We start from the raw sequence: 16,869 nt of genomic DNA on the forward strand, positions 1-16,869 counted from the left end.
TTTGATGCATTCGTTGTCTCAGAACCGCGGCACGCTTCTGAGCGACATGCATTATTTCTCCCAGTTCATCACATAGAGGGCGCGCGAGCGCTCGAGATGCTTGATCATCGCCTTTTCGGCGCCGTCGGCATCCTTCTTCTCAATGCGGCCGATGATCTCTTCGTGTTCGGTCAGCGTGAACTTTTCCTTGCCGGTCCAGATCAGCATCTCGGTGTGATATTCCTTCAGCCAGCCGAGCATCGCCTCGCTGACGGCGACATAGATCGGATTGCCCGATATCGCCGCGATCTGGGTATGAAACCGCATGTCGGCGGAAATGAACGCCTCCGCATTGCCGCGCGCGGCGCGCTGCTCGGCGACGATTGCTTTGAGCCTTTGCACATCTTCGGGCCTCGCCTTCTCGGCGGCCTCCCTGACCATGCCGCGCTCGAAGAAGATGCGCGCGCTCTTCAAATGCTCCAGCGTGTCCTTCGAGGACGACAGGATGATCTTCGCCGCGCCGTCGACCTGCTTGATGATCGACTTGGCGGTGAGCTGCAGCACCTTGGCGCGCTCGCCATGCGAGATGGCGACCAGGCCCATATTGCTCAGCGCCTGCATGGCTTCGCGAATCGCCGGCCGGCCGACCTCGAAGCGCTCCATCAGTTCGCGCTCGGACGGCATGTCGTCGCCCGGCTGCAACTCGCCGCTGGTGATGAGGCGCTTCAACCTGACGAAGACTTCATCGGAAAGCTTGCGCCGGACGATCGGTTCCGAACGGTTCATCGCCGCGAATCACTCCCTTGATCCAGTCCCAATCTAGCATTGCAGTTGCAATTTCCGGAATGGCTGTCGCCCTTTCGCGCGATGCCCGGCCCAGCCAGGATATTGCTTGCAATGCTTATGTACTCATTATACCAGATTTCGACGACAGGGAATTCATTTCCTGCCTTTGACTGGGTATGGCGGCCATGATCACCCTCACCTACCGCATCGAGACCTCGGGCAGCATCGAGGCGCTGGCGGCCAAGATCGCCAGCGACCAGTCGACCGGCACATTCGTCGCACTGCCCGGCGAGACCGAGGCGTTGAAGGCGCGCGTGGCGGCGCGCGTGCTGGCGATCCGGCACTTGGCCGATGCCGAGCACCCTTCCATCCCCGAGACCGGTCCCGGCCCGTTCAAGCGCGCCGACGTCGATATCGCCTTTCCGTTCGATGCGATCGGCACCGACCTGGCGGCGCTGATGACGATCGCCATTGGCGGCACTTACTCGATCAGGGGCCTGTCGGGCATTCGAGTCGTCGACATGAAACTGCCTCAAGAGTTCCGAGGCGCTCATCCGGGTCCACAATTCGGCGTCTCCGGCAGCCGGCGGCTGACCGGCGTGGAAGGCCGCCCGATCATCGGCACCATTGTCAAGCCGGCGCTCGGCCTGCGCCCGCACGAGACGGCCGAGATGGTGGGCGAGCTGATCGAGGCCGGCGTCGACTTCATCAAGGACGACGAGAAGCTGATGAGCCCGGCCTATTCGCCCCTGTCGGAGCGGGTAAAGGCGATCATGCCGCTGATCCTCGACCACGAGCAGAAAAACGGCAAGAAGGTGATGTACGCTTTCGGCATCTCGCATGCCGATCCGGACGAGATGATGCGCAACCACGATATGGTGCTCGCGGCCGGCGGCAATTGCGCGGTGGTCAACATCAACTCGATCGGCTTTGGCGGCATGGCCTTCCTGCGCAAGCGCTCCGGCCTGGTGCTGCATGCGCACCGCAACGGCTGGGACATCCTCACCCGCCATCCGGGCCTCGGCATGGATTTCAGGGTCTGGCAGCAGTTCTGGCGGCTGCTCGGCGTCGACCAATTCCAGATCAACGGCATCGCCTCGAAATACTGGGAGTCCGATGACTCCTTCATTCGCTCCTTCGAGGCGGTGACCACGCCGCTGTTCTCGCCCGCCGATTGCGCGCTGCCGGTGGCGGGCTCGGGCCAGTGGGGCGGACAAGCGCCCGAGACTTATGAACGCACCGGGCGCACCGTCGATCTCCTCTATCTCTGCGGCGGCGGCATCGTCAGCCACCCGGACGGGCCCGGCGCCGGCGTGCGCGCCGTGCAGCAGGCCTGGCAGGCCGCGGTGGAGGGCATTCCCCTCAAGGAATTTGCCAGGAGCCATGTCGAGCTAGCGCGCTCGATCGAGAAATTCGCCGACGGCAAGGCGGCCTGAGCATGCAGAACCTACTCCTCAGCTATTATGGCGATGACCTCACCGGCTCGACCGACGTCATGGAAGCACTCGAGCTCGGCGGCGTGCCCACCGTGCTGTTCATGCGCAAGCCGGATGCCGGCCTGCTTGGACGCTTCGCGCATTGTCGCGCCATTGGCCTCGCCGGCACCAGCCGAAGCGAGTCGCCGCAATGGATGGACACGCATCTCAAGGACGCGTTCGCCTGGCTGAAGACGCTTCGGGCCGAGATCTGCCACTACAAGGTCTGCTCGACCTTCGATTCCAGCCCTACGATCGGCAGCATCGGCCGGGCGACCGAGATCGGCCGCGCCGTGTTCGAGCAGAACTGCGTGCCGCTGCTGGTCGGCGCACCGCAACTCAGGCGCTACACCGCCTTCGGCCATCTGTTCGCCGCTTATCGCGACCGCTGCTACCGCATCGACCGCCATCCGGTGATGAGCCGCCACCCGGCGACTCCCATGGACGAGTCGGACCTCCTGGTGCATCTGTCGCGCCAGACCGATCTTCCGTCGGGCTTGCTCGATCTGGCGACGCTGCGGTCGCCGGATCGATCCGCAGCCTTCGACAGGCTGGCCGCAGATTCGGCGATCGTGCTCATCGACGTCGACAGCCCCGAAAGCCAGGCGCTGGCCGGCAAGGAGATCTGGCGCGCACGCCCGCCCGGGGGATACTTCGTCGTCGGCTCCTCCGGCATCGAATATGCGCTGCTCGCAGAATGGACCGGGGAGACGGGATCGGACACCGGGCACGGCTTTGCGCCACCCGGAGCCGCTGACCGCATCGCTGTTGTGTCGGGCAGTTGCTCGCCGACGACGGAACGGCAGATCCGGCACGCGATGAGCGACGGTTTCGACGGCATCGAGGTCGATCCGGTCGAGCTGGTCTCGGAGCATTCCGACAAGGCAATCGCGCGCGCAGCCGCTGCGGGCAAGGCCAGCCTCGAGGCCGGGCGCAGCGTGATCCTCTACACGGCGCTTGGGCCAGCAGCCGATCGCGGGGCCGAGATCGACCGGCAGGAAGGCGCCCGGCACAAGGTCGGCCGCGGGCTTGGCGAACTGCTGCGTCACTTGACCGTGGAGCAGAAATTGCGACGCGTCATTATCGCCGGTGGCGATACGTCCAGCCACGCCCTTGGCGAGATGGGCGTAGACGCTCTGACAGTCAGGATGCCGCTTCCAGCCTCCCCCGGCTCGCCACTCTGCGTCGCCCATTCCAGCATCGCGGCGATCGACGGGCTGGAGATCGCGCTGAAGGGCGGCCAGGTCGGAACCGACCGCTATTTCTCGGCCATCCGCGATGGCCTCGGCGGTTGACAGCGTCAGCCGGCCTCAACCGCCGGCAATTCCTCAGGGCGGGGTGAGAGAACAAAACGGAGAATGGTCTCTCGCTCGCGTGGACATACGTCCCGCTTTCTATCGAGCTCGACGCAAGGGCAAGCCAGGCATCGTCATCGGAGCGTTTCGAAAAGGGCTGCGACGATTGCTTCGGGTGCATCCTCCTGGACGAGATGACCCGCCATGGGCACCGGCGTCAACGCGCCATTTGTAAGCTTGTTCGCCAACCGCTCTCCTTGGCTGATGGGAATCCACTGGTCTTGTTCTCCCCACAACAGCCTGACAGGACAGCTCATCGCAGAATAAAGCTCTTCGATTTCATCGGTGTATTTTTGATCCATTTGAGCGATCTGCCGATAGAATGCCGGCTTCCCGACCGGCCCCAGCCAGGGCTCCAGGTACAGGTTCATGGCTTCATCGCTGAGCGGCCTGAAGGCTGCGCCTTGCAGATAGGCCCGCAATATCGCCTCATGGATGTAGTCAGGCACGCCAGCGAATGCCGCTTCATGTTCTCGGACATGCTGGACCAGCGGTGAACCCCAAGGGGGGACCGCAACCGGGTCGACCAAGATCAAGCTCCGGTAGCGAATCTTCTGAAGGTAGTGGGCTCGCAGCGCCGTCGCGCCGCCAAAATCGTGAGCGAGGACGTCTGGGTCCTGCAGACCCCATTCCCTCAACAACGCCGCAAAAAGCCTGTTCTGGATGCCTAAGGAAACGTCCGGGACGTTCTCCTTGGCCGACCGGCCATATCCTAGAAGGTCAAAGAAGTAGACGGAGCGCCTGGACGCCAGGAGCGGAGCGATCCGGCGCCAAACCTGGGAGGAAAATGGCGTCCCATGGATCATGACCAAAGGCGGGCCTTCGCCAATTCGGCCCCACGCAATCTTTTGGTCCTCAAAACGAAACGACTGATCAAACTGCAGCATGCTTCCCTCTTGATAACCGCTAATGGGATAATAAAGGTTACAGAAGGCAGCAGCCGGACACAACCGATTAATTGGTGATTAGGGGTTACTCTCTCATGACGACCTGGAACGAGACCGATTTCGTAGCGGGCGACGTTGTTCTGGATTTCCTCAACACCGTCGGCGACCACGACAAGCAACGCGCAATAGAAAAGCTGACATGTTGGAAAGACGCGCTGGACTGGGCAGCGCGTGCGGGCGTCGTCGACGCTGCGGAAGCCGGCCAATTGGCGGCAACCTCGGGTCAGTCGCTGGCGCTTGCACTGCTTCGCGAATTCCGCGAGGCTGCCTTTGGATTGCTTAGCGCGTTTATCAAAGGAGTTGAGCCACCCAGCGACGCCAAGCGCGCAGTAGAGGCCTCGGTACATGACGCCATGGATGTAACGACCATGGGCTCAACAGGTCGTCAACTCGCATGGGACGTAGCGCCGGAGCATCAAGGTCCGGATCTCATTCGCCATAGGCTCGCCCTGCGTCTTTTCCATCTGACGGCCAGTCCACAGATGTCGAAAATCAAGGAATGCAAACGCTGCACCTGGCTGTTCATCGATCACGGCCGGGGCAATGGGCGAGTTTGGTGCAAGATGGCAGGATGCGGCAACCGGGCAAAGATGGAGCGGTTCCGGGCCACGTGATAAATCGCGTTCCCCCGATGCCCCGGCGGTTGACAGGCCGACCCTGCCCTTCCATAGCTGCGCCGTCAATGTTCTCAGCGCGGGGTGAAAGTCCCCACCGGCGGTAAGGGGATCTTCGGAAACCCAAGCCCGCGAGCGCCTTCCGGCAGCGGAAGGGTCAGCAGATCCGGTGCGATTCCGGGGCCGACGGTATAGTCCGGATGGAAGAGAACGAAACGGAGAATGGTCCCGCTCGCGCGGGCCTTTGTTCGTGTCGTGCGTCCTGATTCTGGTTCGAAACGGAAGGATGGACCCATGAATCAGCATTTCCCCAATGACCAACAACACCGCCGCGTCGCCGTCATACGGGCGCGCTGGCATGCCGACATCGTCGACCAGTGCGTCATGTCGTTCGAGACCGAGCTTGCCGCTCTCGGCCATGGTCGCTTTGCGGTCGACGTCTTCGACGTGCCGGGCGCCTACGAGATCCCGCTGCAGGCAAAGACGCTCGCCGAGACCGGCCGCTACGCCGCGATCCTCGGCAGCGCCTTCGTCGTCGATGGTGGCATCTATCGGCACGATTTCGTGGCCCGTGCCGTCATCGACGGCATGATGAGCGTACAGCTCTCGACGGGCGTGCCGGTGCTGTCAGCGGTGCTCACGCCACACCACTATCATGACAGCGCAGAGCATCACCGCTTCTTTCTCGAGCACTTCAAGGTCAAGGGCAAGGAGGCGGCCAAGGCCTGCGTCGAGATTCTCGCCGCGCGGGAGCGCATCGCTGCCTGAAACCGGCGTGGCGGGTGGAAATCGCAGCAACAGCCTGTAATATCTCGGAAATACCGAGATCGGGAGGATGCCGGTGCAGACCAAGAAGATCATCAACGACGGTAATCGCGCCGTCGACGAGATGCTGGAAGGAATCCTCGCCGCGCATCCGCGTCACCTCAGGAGCGTGGAGGGCAGCCCGCGCTCGATCATCGCCCGTGACGGTCCCCGGCCCGGCAAGGTCGGCCTCGTCATTGGCGGCGGCTCCGGCCACGAGCCGACCTTTCTCGGCTTCGTCGGCAGGGGCCTGGCGGATGCCGCGGCCATCGGCAACGTCTTTGCCTCGCCGCCGCCGGACCCGATCCTCGAATGCGCCAAGGCGGCGAGCGGCGGCGCGGGCGTGCTTTTCATGTACGGCAACTATGCCGGCGACGTGATGAACTTCGACATGGCCGCCGAGATGGCGGCCATGGACGACGTCGAGGTGCGCACGGTGCTAACCACCGACGACGTCGCCTCCGCCCCCCGCGACCAGCGCCAGAAGCGGCGCGGCGTCGCCGGCAATTTCTTCATCTTCAAGGCAGCGGGTGCGGCCTGCGACCGGATGCTGTCCTTCGACGAGGTCGAGCGCATCGCCCGCAAGGCCAATGACCGCACCTTCACCATGGGCGTGGCGCTGTCGCCCTGCTCGCTGCCGCAGACGCGGCGGCCGAATTTCGAGATCGGCGCCGACGAAATGGAGATCGGCATGGGAATCCATGGCGAGCCCGGGATCGCACGCGGGGCGCTGAAGAGCGCCGATGCGATCACCGATGAGATGATGGACAAGATCCTGGCCGAAATGGCGCCGTCGCGCGGCGACAAGGTCGCGGTGCTCGTCAACTCGCTCGGCTCGACGCCATTAATGGAGCTCTACATCATGAACCGCCGGGTCAGGCAGAGGCTCGACGATATCGGCGTCGCGGTGCACGCGACCTGGGTCGGCAATTACTGCACCTCACTCGAAATGGCCGGCGCCTCCGTGACCTTGGAGCATCTCGACGGCGAGTTGCAGGAGATGCTCGACCATCCGTGCGACTGCGCCATGTTCCGGGCCGGCTGAGGCAGACCATGACGGCAATCGACTCGACCCGCCTGAAGATGATGTTCGACACGATCGCGGCCACGATCGAGGCTGACAAGGACCGGCTCTGCCAACTGGACGGCGTGATCGGCGATGCCGACCATGGCATTGCCATGGCCCTCGGCTTCAATGCGGCGCGCGATGCAGTCGCGGCGCTCGACCTCGCTGCGAGCGAGCCGACAGCGCTGCTCAACACTGCGGCGAAGTCCTTCCTCAACGCTGTCGGCGCCTCGTCTGGACCGCTCTATGCGACCGCCTTCATGCGCGCCGCCGCCGCCGTCAAGGGCAAGGCGACGCTGGCGGAGGAGGACGTGATCGCGATGTTCACGGCCATGGCGCAAGGCATCAAGGATCGCGGCAAGGCCGTACCCGGCGAGAAGACGATGGTCGATGCCTGGCAGCCGGCGGCCGAAGCGGCGGGTGCCGCGCATGACGCCGGCAAGAGCCTTGCGGAAAGCCTCGCTGCGGCGCTTGCCGCGGCCGAGCGCGGCGCCGAGGCCACCAAGGAGATGATCGCCGCCAAGGGCCGCTCCTCTCGCCTCGGCGAGCGCTCGCTCGGCCATATCGATCCGGGGGCCGCCTCGGCCGTCACCGTCATCGGCGCGATCCGAAGCAGCCTTGGCTAGAGCAATTCCAGGAAACTGTGAAACGGTTGGGCTCACCCGTCCGGAATTGCGTCAAAGACATAACCTAACGCTTGGCTTCATCGAGCCGGTTGATCGCCTGGACGTTGCCGGCCGATGGGCCTTTTTCGTCGAACTCGGATGCCAGCCAGGTGTCGACGATCGCCTTGGCAAGTTCCGGCCCGATGACGCGGGCGCCCATCGTGATGATCTGTGCGTTGTTGGACTTGGCCGCGCGCTCGGCAGAATAGGTGTCGTGGGTGAGCGCCGCGCGAATGCCCGGCACCTTGTTGGCCGAGATCGAGACGCCGATGCCGGTGCCGCAGCACAGGATGCCGCGGTCGTTCTCGCCATCGACGATGGTCTGGGCGAGCTTCTGCGACAGATCGGCATAGTAGCCGGCCTGGCTGAGATCGCTGACGGTCAGCCCCGGCTTGGTCGCGAGGTGAGCCGCGATGACGTCGAGCAGCGGCTTGCCGGCGCTGTCGGCTCCAATGGCTATCTTCATGGTCGTGTCCTTCCTTGTCCGAATGCGTTGCGATTGGTTCAGACCGCCGCTGAGGCGCGCTGCAAGATGTCGATGTAGCCTTCCGCCTGCCAGGCCGATCGGCCGATGAACAGGCCATCGACATTGGGCTGACGGATCAGTTCGGCGGCATTTTGCGGATTGACGCTGCCGCCGTAGAGCACCGGCGGCGTTGTCGGCAGCAGCTTGGCGGCTGTACGCTTGATCAGCGCCTGCTGCCTGTCGGCGTAGTCGGAACTCGCCGGAATGCCCTTGTCGCCGATCGCCCAGACCGGCTCGTAGGCGAACAGGATTCTTGCTGCCTTCGCCTGCCCTTCGAGAAACTGCAGCGCGCCTTGGACCTGCGCGGTCAGCACGGCGTCGGCCCGCCCGGCTTCGCGCTCGGCCAGCGTCTCGCCGACGCAGATCAGCGGCACCAGGCCGTGCCTGACTGCCGCCGCTGTCTTCAGACCGACAGCTTGGTCCGTCTCGCCGAAATGCTCGCGCCTTTCGCTGTGGCCGAGCTCGACGAGATCGAGGCCGCAATCCTTCAGCATCAGCGGCGAGACCTCGCCGGTCCAGGCGCCGGCATCGTCCCAATGCATGTTCTGGGCGCCGACCTTGATGCGCGTCGACGACAGCATCCGCTTGACCTCTCGCACCGCCGTGAAGGGCGGAACAACGAAGGGCTGGATGCGCTCGTCGAAGCCGGGGACAAACCCGGCCAGCGCCTCGGCGAAAGCCAGCGCCTGTGCGAGCGTCTTGTTCATCTTCCAGCTTGTACCGACCCAGTAGACCACGCGCAGCGCTCCTCTAATCCTTGTCGTCGACAACCGTCAGCGAAACGCCGGCTGCCTCCAGCACCTCACGCGCCGATGGGCCTAGCTCTCCGCCGGTGAAGACCGTGTCGAATGTCTTGAGCTCGGTAAGAAAATGCAGCGCCGTGCGGCCGAACTTGCCGTGATCGACCAGCAGATATTTTCGTGCCGCTGCCGCCATCATCAGACGCTTGGTCTGCACGACCTCCTGCTCCTGATGGAAGGCCGAAGCTCCATGGATAGCCGACGAGGACAGGAAGGCCACGTCGGCGCGCAGCGAACGCAGCGTCTCCTCAGCCAGCAGGCCGAAAAAGCCGTGGAACTTCTTGCTGTATTGTCCGCCGAGCGCGATCAGCGTGATACCGCCGATTGGAGCCAGTTCCTGGATGACGGCCAGGTTGTTGGTGATGACGGTCAGCGGGCGCAATTCGGCCAGATGAGCGGCGATGCTGCCAGCGGTCGAGCCGTCGTCGATGACAACGGTCTGGCCAGGCTCGATCATTGCGGCCGCGGCCTTCGCCAGGCGACGCTTCTCCTCGCCCGCCTGCTTCTGCCGGTAGCGGAAATCGCTCTCGAACAGGCCGCTTGGCTGGATCGAGGCGCCGCCGCGCACCTTGCGCAGGAAGCCGCTCTCCTCAAGCTCGTCGAGGTCACGGTGAACCGTCATTTTCGAAACGCTGAAGCGCGAGGCGAGATCCTCGACGGAGGCCGTGCCGGCATCCATCAAGAAATCCATTATGCCTTGGCGGCGGCTGTCGCTTTTCACTTTTCGCGGACCTCACCAGCCCGGCAAGCCAGGCTGTTTGAGCATGCATATAACATAGTCACACGATACAATAGCAGAAAGTTGTGTGATCTTGAGAAAAATTGCGAGATTTTCTTGAAGATCGCGGGTGCAATCAAAAGGGCAGTTGCTCGATTCGCGCGAGCTGCGGGCCCTCACCGGCATGCCAGGCTGCGTTGTCCTCAGGTGGTTGAGCGACATGCAATTGACAGGCCGCGTGCGGCTGCGTTTCGGCACCCGCTGGTGTGGCGGCGCCTCACGCCTCTACCTGTTCCACCTCCCGCGGCCGTAACGGCATGGTCGTCGGTGCGCGGCTGACGCCGGCGACGGGGACGGCCGAACGGAAAGCAGCGCTGGCGCTGGTGGATCGGCTGGGCGCCGAGAAGCAGATCACAGTGGGGATGGACAAAGCCTATGACGCACGCGAGTTCGTCGCCGACCTACGCGAGCGCAAGGTCACGCCGCACATCGCCAAGAACGAGTTGTGGACAAGAACGGCACCTTGCGTCGAAGCGCTCTCGATGGCCGCACGACACGGCATGCAGGCTATGGCATCAGCCTGCGTGGACGTAAGCGCATCGAAGAGGTCTTCGGCTGGATCAAGACCATCGGCGTGCTGCGTAAGACACGCCATCGCGGCACTCACAGGGTGGGCTGGACGTTCACTGTGGCCGCTGCCGCCTATGAATCCGGCTGCCAAACTGATGGCCACATCCTGACCATGCCCACAATCGCTCTCATACCAACCATCAAGGCAAAATCGGCCGAAAATCCCGGCCGACAGCCGGCCGGCCCCCTTCAATTTCGAAGACCTCACACGGGAAAGGGCAAACCGACCAAGTTTTTCCGCAGCCTGTTAGGGCAGGAGCCCGGCTGCAGCTCTGTCGCCCTCTTGGCTTCACGTGTCGGATTTCGGGAAAGGCCGTTCCTTTGGCGATGAGATTGTGAAGCTCAGTATATTCCGAGCAAGGCTGCCGCAGCACCTATGATGCATCCCCAATTGATCCTTGTCTATGAACCGGAGCAAGCCTGCTTTGACCGGTTGACGTCGGATGGATTCGATTCCAACCGCGCCGCGGAAATCTCTGCCTATCTGGCGCAGTCGACCGATCTGGCCCGCGAATTCGGCGAAATCGAGCAGGTCTGCGCGGCCTACGGGATGTCCTTCAACCCGGTTAAGCTGGTCGACATGGAGGTGAGGCTCGCTGCCGCCGATCCTCAAACCGCCCTGGTTTGGACCTTGACGGACGGTATCGCGTATTTTCGTGGTGGTGCAGCGCCCGCTCTGGCCCGCCTGCGAGGACTGAAGACTATTGGCGCCGACGATTCGCTGTTTGCGCTCTGCCAGGACAAGTTCCGGTCTGGTTCGGTCCTGTCCTCGCTGGGGATGCCAGTGCCGGCAGCAGGCCTTGCCCGCGCCGGAGAATGGCTGGTCGAGCCTCCCGCCTCGCAGAAAGGCTGGTTCGTAAAGCCCAACCGCCTCGGCGCCAAGATCGGGATATGGCCGGATTCGCATTGCAGCAATCTTGCCCAAGCGCTGGAGATCAGCCGCCGCATTTTCGCAGCCTATCGTGACGATACGGTCGTGCAGGCTTATGTTTCAGGACGAAATGTCCGGGCGAGTTTTCTTGGAATCGAACCAGGCGCCGGAGCCGAGGCGCTGGGCATCGCCTTTGTCGATTCCGCAGGAGACTTTCTGACCATGGCTGAAAGCCTCGCGCTGTACGGAGATGCCGGAGAGACAGCCAAGACCGTCGGAGCCTACCAGGAGCCGATCCTGATGTCGGTCGATGCTTCCCAGCCGGTGGCGGATGCCAGGGTCAGGGCGATCGCGGACCGGTTGATGCGCGTCCTGGGATTGCGGGACGTGTTTTCGATGGACCTCCGGATCGAGCCCGACGATACCGTCCATCTTATCGAATTCGAGGTTGCTCCGGGCCTGCCGTCCTTCGACTTCCGAAGCTATTGTCGCTCACAGTGGAAGCTGAGCCTGGCCGAAGCCCTTGCTGCGACGGCGGCACGTCGTCTATGTAAAGGCCAAGACCCATGACCCGATGCTGAATCTATAGCTTCGGTTGTGCCCTTACATTGCCGCGCGCCTTCGGGATGCGCGGACGCACAGTCGAGGGCCAGGAAGTGCTTGCCAGTTCTCCGGTCAGGGCTTCCTTGATCAGTCTGAAACCTGAGTATCCCATTTTACATCAATCTATACGCGGCAAGTTCAGCCGGTCTCTGTGACCCGCCGGACAGCGAGCCAATCCACAGCTAGCGAAGGTTCGCGGTGCCCAGCACCTGGTTGAGGGCACCTTCCAAGTTTCCCACCGTGCGGTCGACGTCGGCCAGCTTGTCGAGGCCGAACAGGCCGATACGGAAGGTCTGAAAGTCACTGGGCTCGTCGCACATGAGAGGCACGCCGGCAGCTGTCTGCAGCCCGGCGGCTGCAAATTTGGCGCCGGACTTGATGCCGGGGTCGTCGGTATAGCAAACGACGACTGTGGGCGCGGCAAAGCCGTCCGCGGCGACGCTGGCAAAGCCGCGTTGCGCCAAGAGCTGCCTTACGCGCGCGCCGAGCTCGAGCTGCGCAGCCCGCACCTTTTCGAAGCCCCTCGCCTCGGTCTCCAGCATCGCATCGCGGAACCCGCGCAAGGCATCGGTCGGCAGGGTGGCATGATAGGCATGGCCGCCATTCTCGTAGGCTTCCATGATCTCGAGCCACTTCTTCAGGTCGCAGCCGAAAGAGGAGGAGGTGCTCGCCTTCACTGCGGCCCTGGCGGCCTTGTTCATCATCACGATGCCGCTGCAGGGCGAAGCGCTCCAACCTTTCTGCGGCGCCGAGATCAGCACGTCCACGCTAATCGCCTTCATGTCGACCCAGATGCCGCCGGAAGCGATGCAGTCCAGCACGAAGAGGGCGCTGACTTTGTGGGCGGCATCGGCGATCGCCTTCATGTAGGCGTCCGGCAATATCATGCCGGAGGCGGTCTCCACATGCGGCGCGAAAACCAGATCCGGCCGCTCCGCTTCGATGACGGCGACAGCCTCGTCGACCGGCACGGGCTGGAACGGCCGCTGGCGCCCGCCCGGCTGCGTATCGACCGGGCGCGCCTTCAGCACGATGCTTTCGGCGGGGATGGCCCCCGCCTCGAAGATCTGGGTCCAGCGATAAGAGAACCAGCCGTTGCGGATGACCAAAACCTTCTTGCCATGGGCGAGCTGGCGCGCCACGGCCTCCATGGCGTAGGTGCCGCCACCGGGCACCAATGCCACGCCCTCGCCTTCCTCGCCCGCATTGTAAGCGGTGCGCAGCGTCTGAGAGAGGTCGCGCATGACGCCCTGGAAGGCCAGCGACATGTGATTGAGCGCGCGGTCCGTGAAGACGACGGAATATTCCAGGAGACCGTCGGGATCCACATGCGGCAGCAAGGCAGTCATCTTCTAACTCTTTCTTGGCAGATCGTAAGGCGTATTATCCCTGCACGACGTTCTGGCGCTGCACGCCGAGCCCCTGGATACCCAATTCCATTTTGTCGCCGGCCTTGAGATAGACCGGCTCGGGCTTGATCCCCATGCCGACCCCCGGAGGCGTGCCGGTCGAAATGATGTCGCCTGGCTGCAGGCTCATGAACTGCGACAGGTACGATACCACAAAGGCGACGCCATAGATCATCGTCTTGGTGCTGCCATCCTGCATCCGCTTGCCGTTCACCTCGAGGTACATGGACAGGTCCTGAGGGTTCGGCACCTCGTCACGGGTGACAAGCCACGGACCGATGGGGCCGAACGTGTCCGCCGATTTGCCCTTCGTCCATTGTCCGGAGCGCTTGTTCTGGAAGTCGCGCTCAGAGATATCGTTGATCAGGCAGTAACCAGCCACGTGGTCTAGCGCATTGGCTTCGTCGATGTACTTGCCGCCGTTGCCGATCACGACCCCCAGCTCGACCTCCCAGTCGGTGGCCTTGGAGCCGCGAGGCATCTCGATATCGTCGTTTGGCCCGCAAATCGCGCTGGTGGCCTTGGCAAAGATCACCGGCTCGGGCGGCACCTGGAGGCCGCTTTCGGCGGCGTGGTCGGAATAGTTCAGGCCGATGCAGATGAACTTGCCCACCTGAGCGACGCAGGGACCATAGCGATCGACCTTGACTTCGGGCAGGCTCGTCAAATCCAGTGCCGCAATCTTGGCCAGGCCTTCATCGCGCAGAAGGTCACCGCCGATATCCGTGACGTGGGCGGACAGGTCGCGCACTTTGCCGTCGGAATCGACGATTCCGGGCTTCTCCTTGCCCTTGGCGCCGAAACGCAAAAGTTTCATGTTTCTCTCCGTCCTTGTGCGTTAGAGCGCCCAGCCGCCATCGATGATGTGAGCCTGGCCAGTGATGAACCCGCTGGCGTCCGAGGCCAGGTAGAGCGCAAGCATTGCAATTTCGTCCGCTTGGCCGATCCGCCCCATGGGCTGGCGGGCGATGAAGTTCTTCAGCGCCTGTTCGTAGTCGCCGGTAGCGCGCAGCCGCTCATGCAGGGAGGGGCTGTCCACGGTGCCGGGACAGATCGCGTTGCAGCGGATTCCCTTGGTCACATAATCGGCGGCGATGGCCTTGGTCATGCCGATCACAGCGGCCTTGGAGCTGCAATAGACAAAGCGGTTCGGCACGCCCTTGAGGCTGGACGCCACCGAGGACATGTTGATGATCGAACCGCGGCCTTTTTCGAGCATCGCGGGCAGGACTGCCTTGGTCAGCCGGTACATCGCCTTGACGTTGAGATCGAAGGCAAAGTCCCACTCCTTCTCGGTGCTCTCGAGGATATTGCCGGCATGAACGAAGCCCGCGCAGTTGAAGAGCACGTCGAGCGGGCCGGTTTTTGCCAGAACCTCGGCGATATTGTCGGCATTCGTGACATCCAGCTTCAGCGCGGTGATGCCATCGATGGCGTCAAGCTCGGCCAGCTTGGCATCGTTGATGTCCGTGGCGAAGACCTGCGCACCGGCCTTGGCGAAGGCTTCGGCACTGGCACGGCCGATGCCTTGGCCAGCGGCTGTAATCAGCGCCTTTTTTCCGGAAAGGCTGAGATCGTAAGTCATAGCGTCTCGTCGGTCCTTGCTCTGCAGATAGAGGTCGATTGTCAAAGGCGGCTCTGCCCTCATGCTCACCTGGTGTTAGAGCAACTCAAGCAAAAGCGTAAGGCTTCCCACCGAAATTGCGCAAAACGAGACTTGGGGCAAGTTAGCGATCATACCGCGAGATCGCCGACAGGCTCGGGATCTGCCAGGAAACCGTCAAGACGCACCGGAAGCGCGCCTATGGAAAAGTCGGAACACATTCGAAATCCGATCTATTCCTGGCGGTGATGCGCATGATTGCTCGCCGCTGAGGCAAGACGTCGGCCGCGCTTTGCGGCGCATCCATCCACTCGCAATACGAGCCGGCCTAAGGCGCCTCGCACGGAAACGGATCCGGGCGACGCGCCTTGGCGCCGTTGGCATCCGAAGTTCCGAGGCCGTCGTGGACAGTTCGAAGCCCGACGGCTCCTCGGTCGTTCAGACGGCAGCGGCGATCTCGTCACGCAACTGCTTCGCGAATTCCGGATACGTCTCATGCAGTTCGTCGAGCACCCGCCCCCGCAGGACATCCAGGATTGCCGCGGACGGCAATGCCGTTGACCCAGGATTGGCCTCGTGCTCGAAGCCGAACCCGGTCTCCTCCAGGATTTCCGGCAGGCTGTGGCCGGGATGCACGGATTCGAGACGAAAACCTCGTCGCGCCTTGTCGAAGGAGAACAGGGCTCGCCCGGTGAGCAAGGCATAAGGCCCCCCGGTGCGGTAGACCCCGGCGTCGCTGACACCTGGCGCACTCACAAAATCGACGCGGTCCACGAAGACTCGCCGCGTGTGCTCCTCGCGGAAAAGAATGACGCGCGGGACGACATAATAGAGGTAAGCGGAGCCAAAGGATCCGGGCCAGCGCACTTGCGACTGCGGGTATGGCCCGGCGCCGACCAGATTGATGTTGCCGTGGCCGTCTATCTGGCCGCCGCCGAGAAAGAAGGCGTCGATTCGGCCCTGCCCGGCGCAGTCGAACAGTTCCGCTGCGCCGTTGGTGAAAAAGTTGTGCTTGACCGAGCCGAGGATGGAAATCCGGACAGGGTCCGCGCCGGCCATCTCCTTCATGGCGCGCAGCAGCATGGCGCCCGCCGCGGGGATTGGCGAAGAGGCTCCGACCGCGACGTGTCGAACGCCGTCGAGCAGCCTGGCGATCGTCGCTATCAGGAGTTCACGGGCAGCGACAGGCGGGGTCATCGGGTGACCTGCAAATGCTTGCCCTCGCCGACAAAGCCGGAGAGATACTCATCGAAGCCGCTTTGACTGCGCGCAGCCTGCGCATAGCGCCGCAGTTCGGCGGTGTCGGTGGCATATTCGCCCCACAGGCCATACGGCCAGGCCCCGCGAGGCGCCACCGCGATATCGCGAACATAAAGCGAGGGGAGCACCCCGGCAGCAAGCGTTTCGTTGTCGAGCAGATCGTGGTCGGCGATGCGCTCGACGGTCACCAGCACGTTGCCGGCGGCGTAGGCCATGGCGGCAAGTTCCCGCCGACGCCCAATCCAGACATTGCCTGAGCGATCCGCCAGCGGCGCATGAAAGACCGCGAAATCGACATGGATCGCAGGGATGAGGACGATCGGATCGGGGTCGAGTGCCATCGGGTTGTCGATCACCTTCCAGTCCGGTCTGTTGGCCAGCACATCCGAACCGATGAGCCCGCGAATGGGCATGAAAGGAACGCCCTTCTGCGCCGCCATCAGCCCGGCATGCACCGCCGGGCAGGTCGCATCACGGACGGCAAGCGCCCCTCGTTTCACGGCTTCGTTGAAGCGCGGCGCGCCGCCGGCCTCGCCAAGCGACAAGGCGCTCGTCTCGACGCAGGACACCAAGCCCGCGCCGATCAGCATGTCGACCTGCAGTCCGCCCGTCGGGACGCAGACGAGATGCAGGTCTCCATGGCCGCAGGCGATCATGGCCCTTGTCATGGCCATCGATACGCCGGCGTATTCCGCCGGCAACGCGACACGCGATCCGGGCGCGATCGCTCCAGCCATGTGCCGTGTGTTCGAAATCAT

17 protein-coding genes, 1 pseudogene and 1 riboswitch are annotated in these 16,869 nt (G+C 63.2%); of the genes and pseudogenes, 8 read left to right on the forward strand and 10 right to left on the reverse strand.

The features are described from left to right. Positions 1 to 51: 51 nt before the first annotated feature. Positions 52 to 765 carry a transcriptional regulator NanR gene (locus tag EN818_RS23695; RefSeq protein WP_095807818.1) on the reverse strand — a complete coding sequence of 238 codons (714 nt, stop codon included), beginning with the start codon at positions 763 to 765 and terminating at the stop codon, positions 52 to 54. A 185-nt stretch (positions 766 to 950) separates the two neighbouring features. On the opposite strand from EN818_RS23695, the gene oiaX reads away from it, so the two are divergent. Both oiaX and EN818_RS23705 read left to right on the forward strand, forming a co-directional pair. Then, positions 951 to 2,201 carry a 3-oxo-isoapionate-4-phosphate decarboxylase OiaX gene (oiaX, locus tag EN818_RS23700; RefSeq protein WP_095807885.1) on the forward strand — a complete coding sequence of 417 codons (1,251 nt, stop codon included), beginning with the start codon at positions 951 to 953 and terminating at the stop codon, positions 2,199 to 2,201. 2 nt (positions 2,202 to 2,203) lie between these two features. Further along, positions 2,204 to 3,535 (forward strand): four-carbon acid sugar kinase family protein, encoded by a 1,332-nt coding sequence (locus EN818_RS23705; RefSeq protein ID WP_095807817.1) that lies wholly within the window; start codon positions 2,204 to 2,206, stop codon positions 3,533 to 3,535. A gap of 134 nt (positions 3,536 to 3,669) precedes the next feature. Here EN818_RS23705 and EN818_RS23710 read toward each other — a convergent pair whose 3' ends face one another. Continuing rightward, entirely contained in the window at positions 3,670 to 4,482 is an 813-nt protein-coding gene (locus EN818_RS23710; protein WP_135905518.1) for an alpha/beta hydrolase, read from the reverse strand. Positions 4,483 to 4,577: 95 nt separating this feature from the next. Here EN818_RS23710 and EN818_RS23715 point away from each other — a divergent pair, with 95 nt between their 5' ends. The 4 genes from EN818_RS23715 (at position 4,578) to dhaL (ending at position 7,652) form a co-directional block, all read left to right on the forward strand. Next, a complete protein-coding gene (locus EN818_RS23715; RefSeq protein ID WP_095807815.1) occupies positions 4,578 to 5,156 on the forward strand; it encodes a CGNR zinc finger domain-containing protein in 579 nt (192 codons plus the stop codon). 66 nt (positions 5,157 to 5,222) lie between these two features. After that, positions 5,223 to 5,372, forward strand: a riboswitch (FMN riboswitch). Between the two features lie 78 nt (positions 5,373 to 5,450). Further along, positions 5,451 to 5,924 carry a 6,7-dimethyl-8-ribityllumazine synthase gene (locus EN818_RS23720; protein ID WP_095807814.1) on the forward strand — a complete coding sequence of 158 codons (474 nt, stop codon included), beginning with the start codon at positions 5,451 to 5,453 and terminating at the stop codon, positions 5,922 to 5,924. Between the two features lie 73 nt (positions 5,925 to 5,997). Further along, on the forward strand, positions 5,998 to 7,005 hold the full coding sequence (locus EN818_RS23725; protein WP_095807884.1) for a dihydroxyacetone kinase subunit DhaK: 1,008 nt from the start codon (positions 5,998 to 6,000) through the stop codon (positions 7,003 to 7,005). A gap of 8 nt (positions 7,006 to 7,013) precedes the next feature. Further along, positions 7,014 to 7,652, forward strand: coding sequence for a dihydroxyacetone kinase subunit DhaL (dhaL, locus tag EN818_RS23730; protein ID WP_095807883.1), 639 nt, complete (start codon positions 7,014 to 7,016; stop codon positions 7,650 to 7,652). A gap of 64 nt (positions 7,653 to 7,716) precedes the next feature. Here dhaL and EN818_RS23735 read toward each other — a convergent pair whose 3' ends face one another. Genes EN818_RS23735 through EN818_RS23745 form a run of 3 tightly spaced genes read right to left on the reverse strand, consistent with a single transcriptional unit; the run spans position 7,717 to position 9,738 of the window. Further along, positions 7,717 to 8,157, reverse strand: a complete 441-nt coding sequence (locus EN818_RS23735; RefSeq protein ID WP_095807813.1) for an RpiB/LacA/LacB family sugar-phosphate isomerase — start codon at positions 8,155 to 8,157, stop codon at positions 7,717 to 7,719. Positions 8,158 to 8,195: 38 nt separating this feature from the next. Continuing rightward, positions 8,196 to 8,954 carry a triose-phosphate isomerase gene (locus EN818_RS23740; protein ID WP_135905520.1) on the reverse strand — a complete coding sequence of 253 codons (759 nt, stop codon included), beginning with the start codon at positions 8,952 to 8,954 and terminating at the stop codon, positions 8,196 to 8,198. A 13-nt stretch (positions 8,955 to 8,967) separates the two neighbouring features. After that, on the reverse strand, positions 8,968 to 9,738 hold the full coding sequence (locus tag EN818_RS23745) for a DeoR/GlpR family DNA-binding transcription regulator (protein WP_135905522.1): 771 nt from the start codon (positions 9,736 to 9,738) through the stop codon (positions 8,968 to 8,970). A gap of 305 nt (positions 9,739 to 10,043) precedes the next feature. Between EN818_RS23745 and EN818_RS33790 the strand changes: the two are divergent. Together EN818_RS33790 and EN818_RS23755 are read left to right on the forward strand one after the other, a co-directional pair. Next, a pseudogene (locus EN818_RS33790) lies at positions 10,044 to 10,441 on the forward strand (transposase); the annotation flags it as partial. 300 nt (positions 10,442 to 10,741) lie between these two features. Continuing rightward, positions 10,742 to 11,806: a D-alanine:D-lactate ligase-like protein gene (locus tag EN818_RS23755; RefSeq protein WP_135905524.1), complete on the forward strand. Its 1,065-nt coding sequence runs from the start codon at positions 10,742 to 10,744 to the stop codon at positions 11,804 to 11,806. A 215-nt stretch (positions 11,807 to 12,021) separates the two neighbouring features. Here EN818_RS23755 and EN818_RS23760 read toward each other — a convergent pair whose 3' ends face one another. From EN818_RS23760 to EN818_RS23785, 5 genes are all read right to left on the reverse strand, one after another. After that, positions 12,022 to 13,188 (reverse strand): aminotransferase class V-fold PLP-dependent enzyme, encoded by a 1,167-nt coding sequence (locus EN818_RS23760; RefSeq protein WP_135905526.1) that lies wholly within the window; start codon positions 13,186 to 13,188, stop codon positions 12,022 to 12,024. Between the two features lie 34 nt (positions 13,189 to 13,222). Then, entirely contained in the window at positions 13,223 to 14,065 is an 843-nt protein-coding gene (locus EN818_RS23765) for a fumarylacetoacetate hydrolase family protein (RefSeq protein WP_095807807.1), read from the reverse strand. A 21-nt stretch (positions 14,066 to 14,086) separates the two neighbouring features. Next, on the reverse strand, positions 14,087 to 14,833 hold the full coding sequence (locus tag EN818_RS23770; protein WP_095807882.1) for an SDR family oxidoreductase: 747 nt from the start codon (positions 14,831 to 14,833) through the stop codon (positions 14,087 to 14,089). Between the two features lie 456 nt (positions 14,834 to 15,289). Then, entirely contained in the window at positions 15,290 to 16,048 is a 759-nt protein-coding gene (locus EN818_RS23780) for a CoA transferase (protein ID WP_135905528.1), read from the reverse strand. After that, positions 16,045 to 16,848, reverse strand: coding sequence for a CoA transferase (locus EN818_RS23785; protein WP_210237128.1), 804 nt, complete (start codon positions 16,846 to 16,848; stop codon positions 16,045 to 16,047). Before EN818_RS23785 ends, EN818_RS23780 begins: the two co-directional genes overlap by 4 nt. Between the last annotated feature and the right edge of the window lie 21 nt (positions 16,849 to 16,869).

Source organism: Mesorhizobium sp. M3A.F.Ca.ET.175.01.1.1 (assembly GCF_004791945.1).
Taxonomy (GTDB): domain Bacteria; phylum Pseudomonadota; class Alphaproteobacteria; order Rhizobiales; family Rhizobiaceae; genus Mesorhizobium.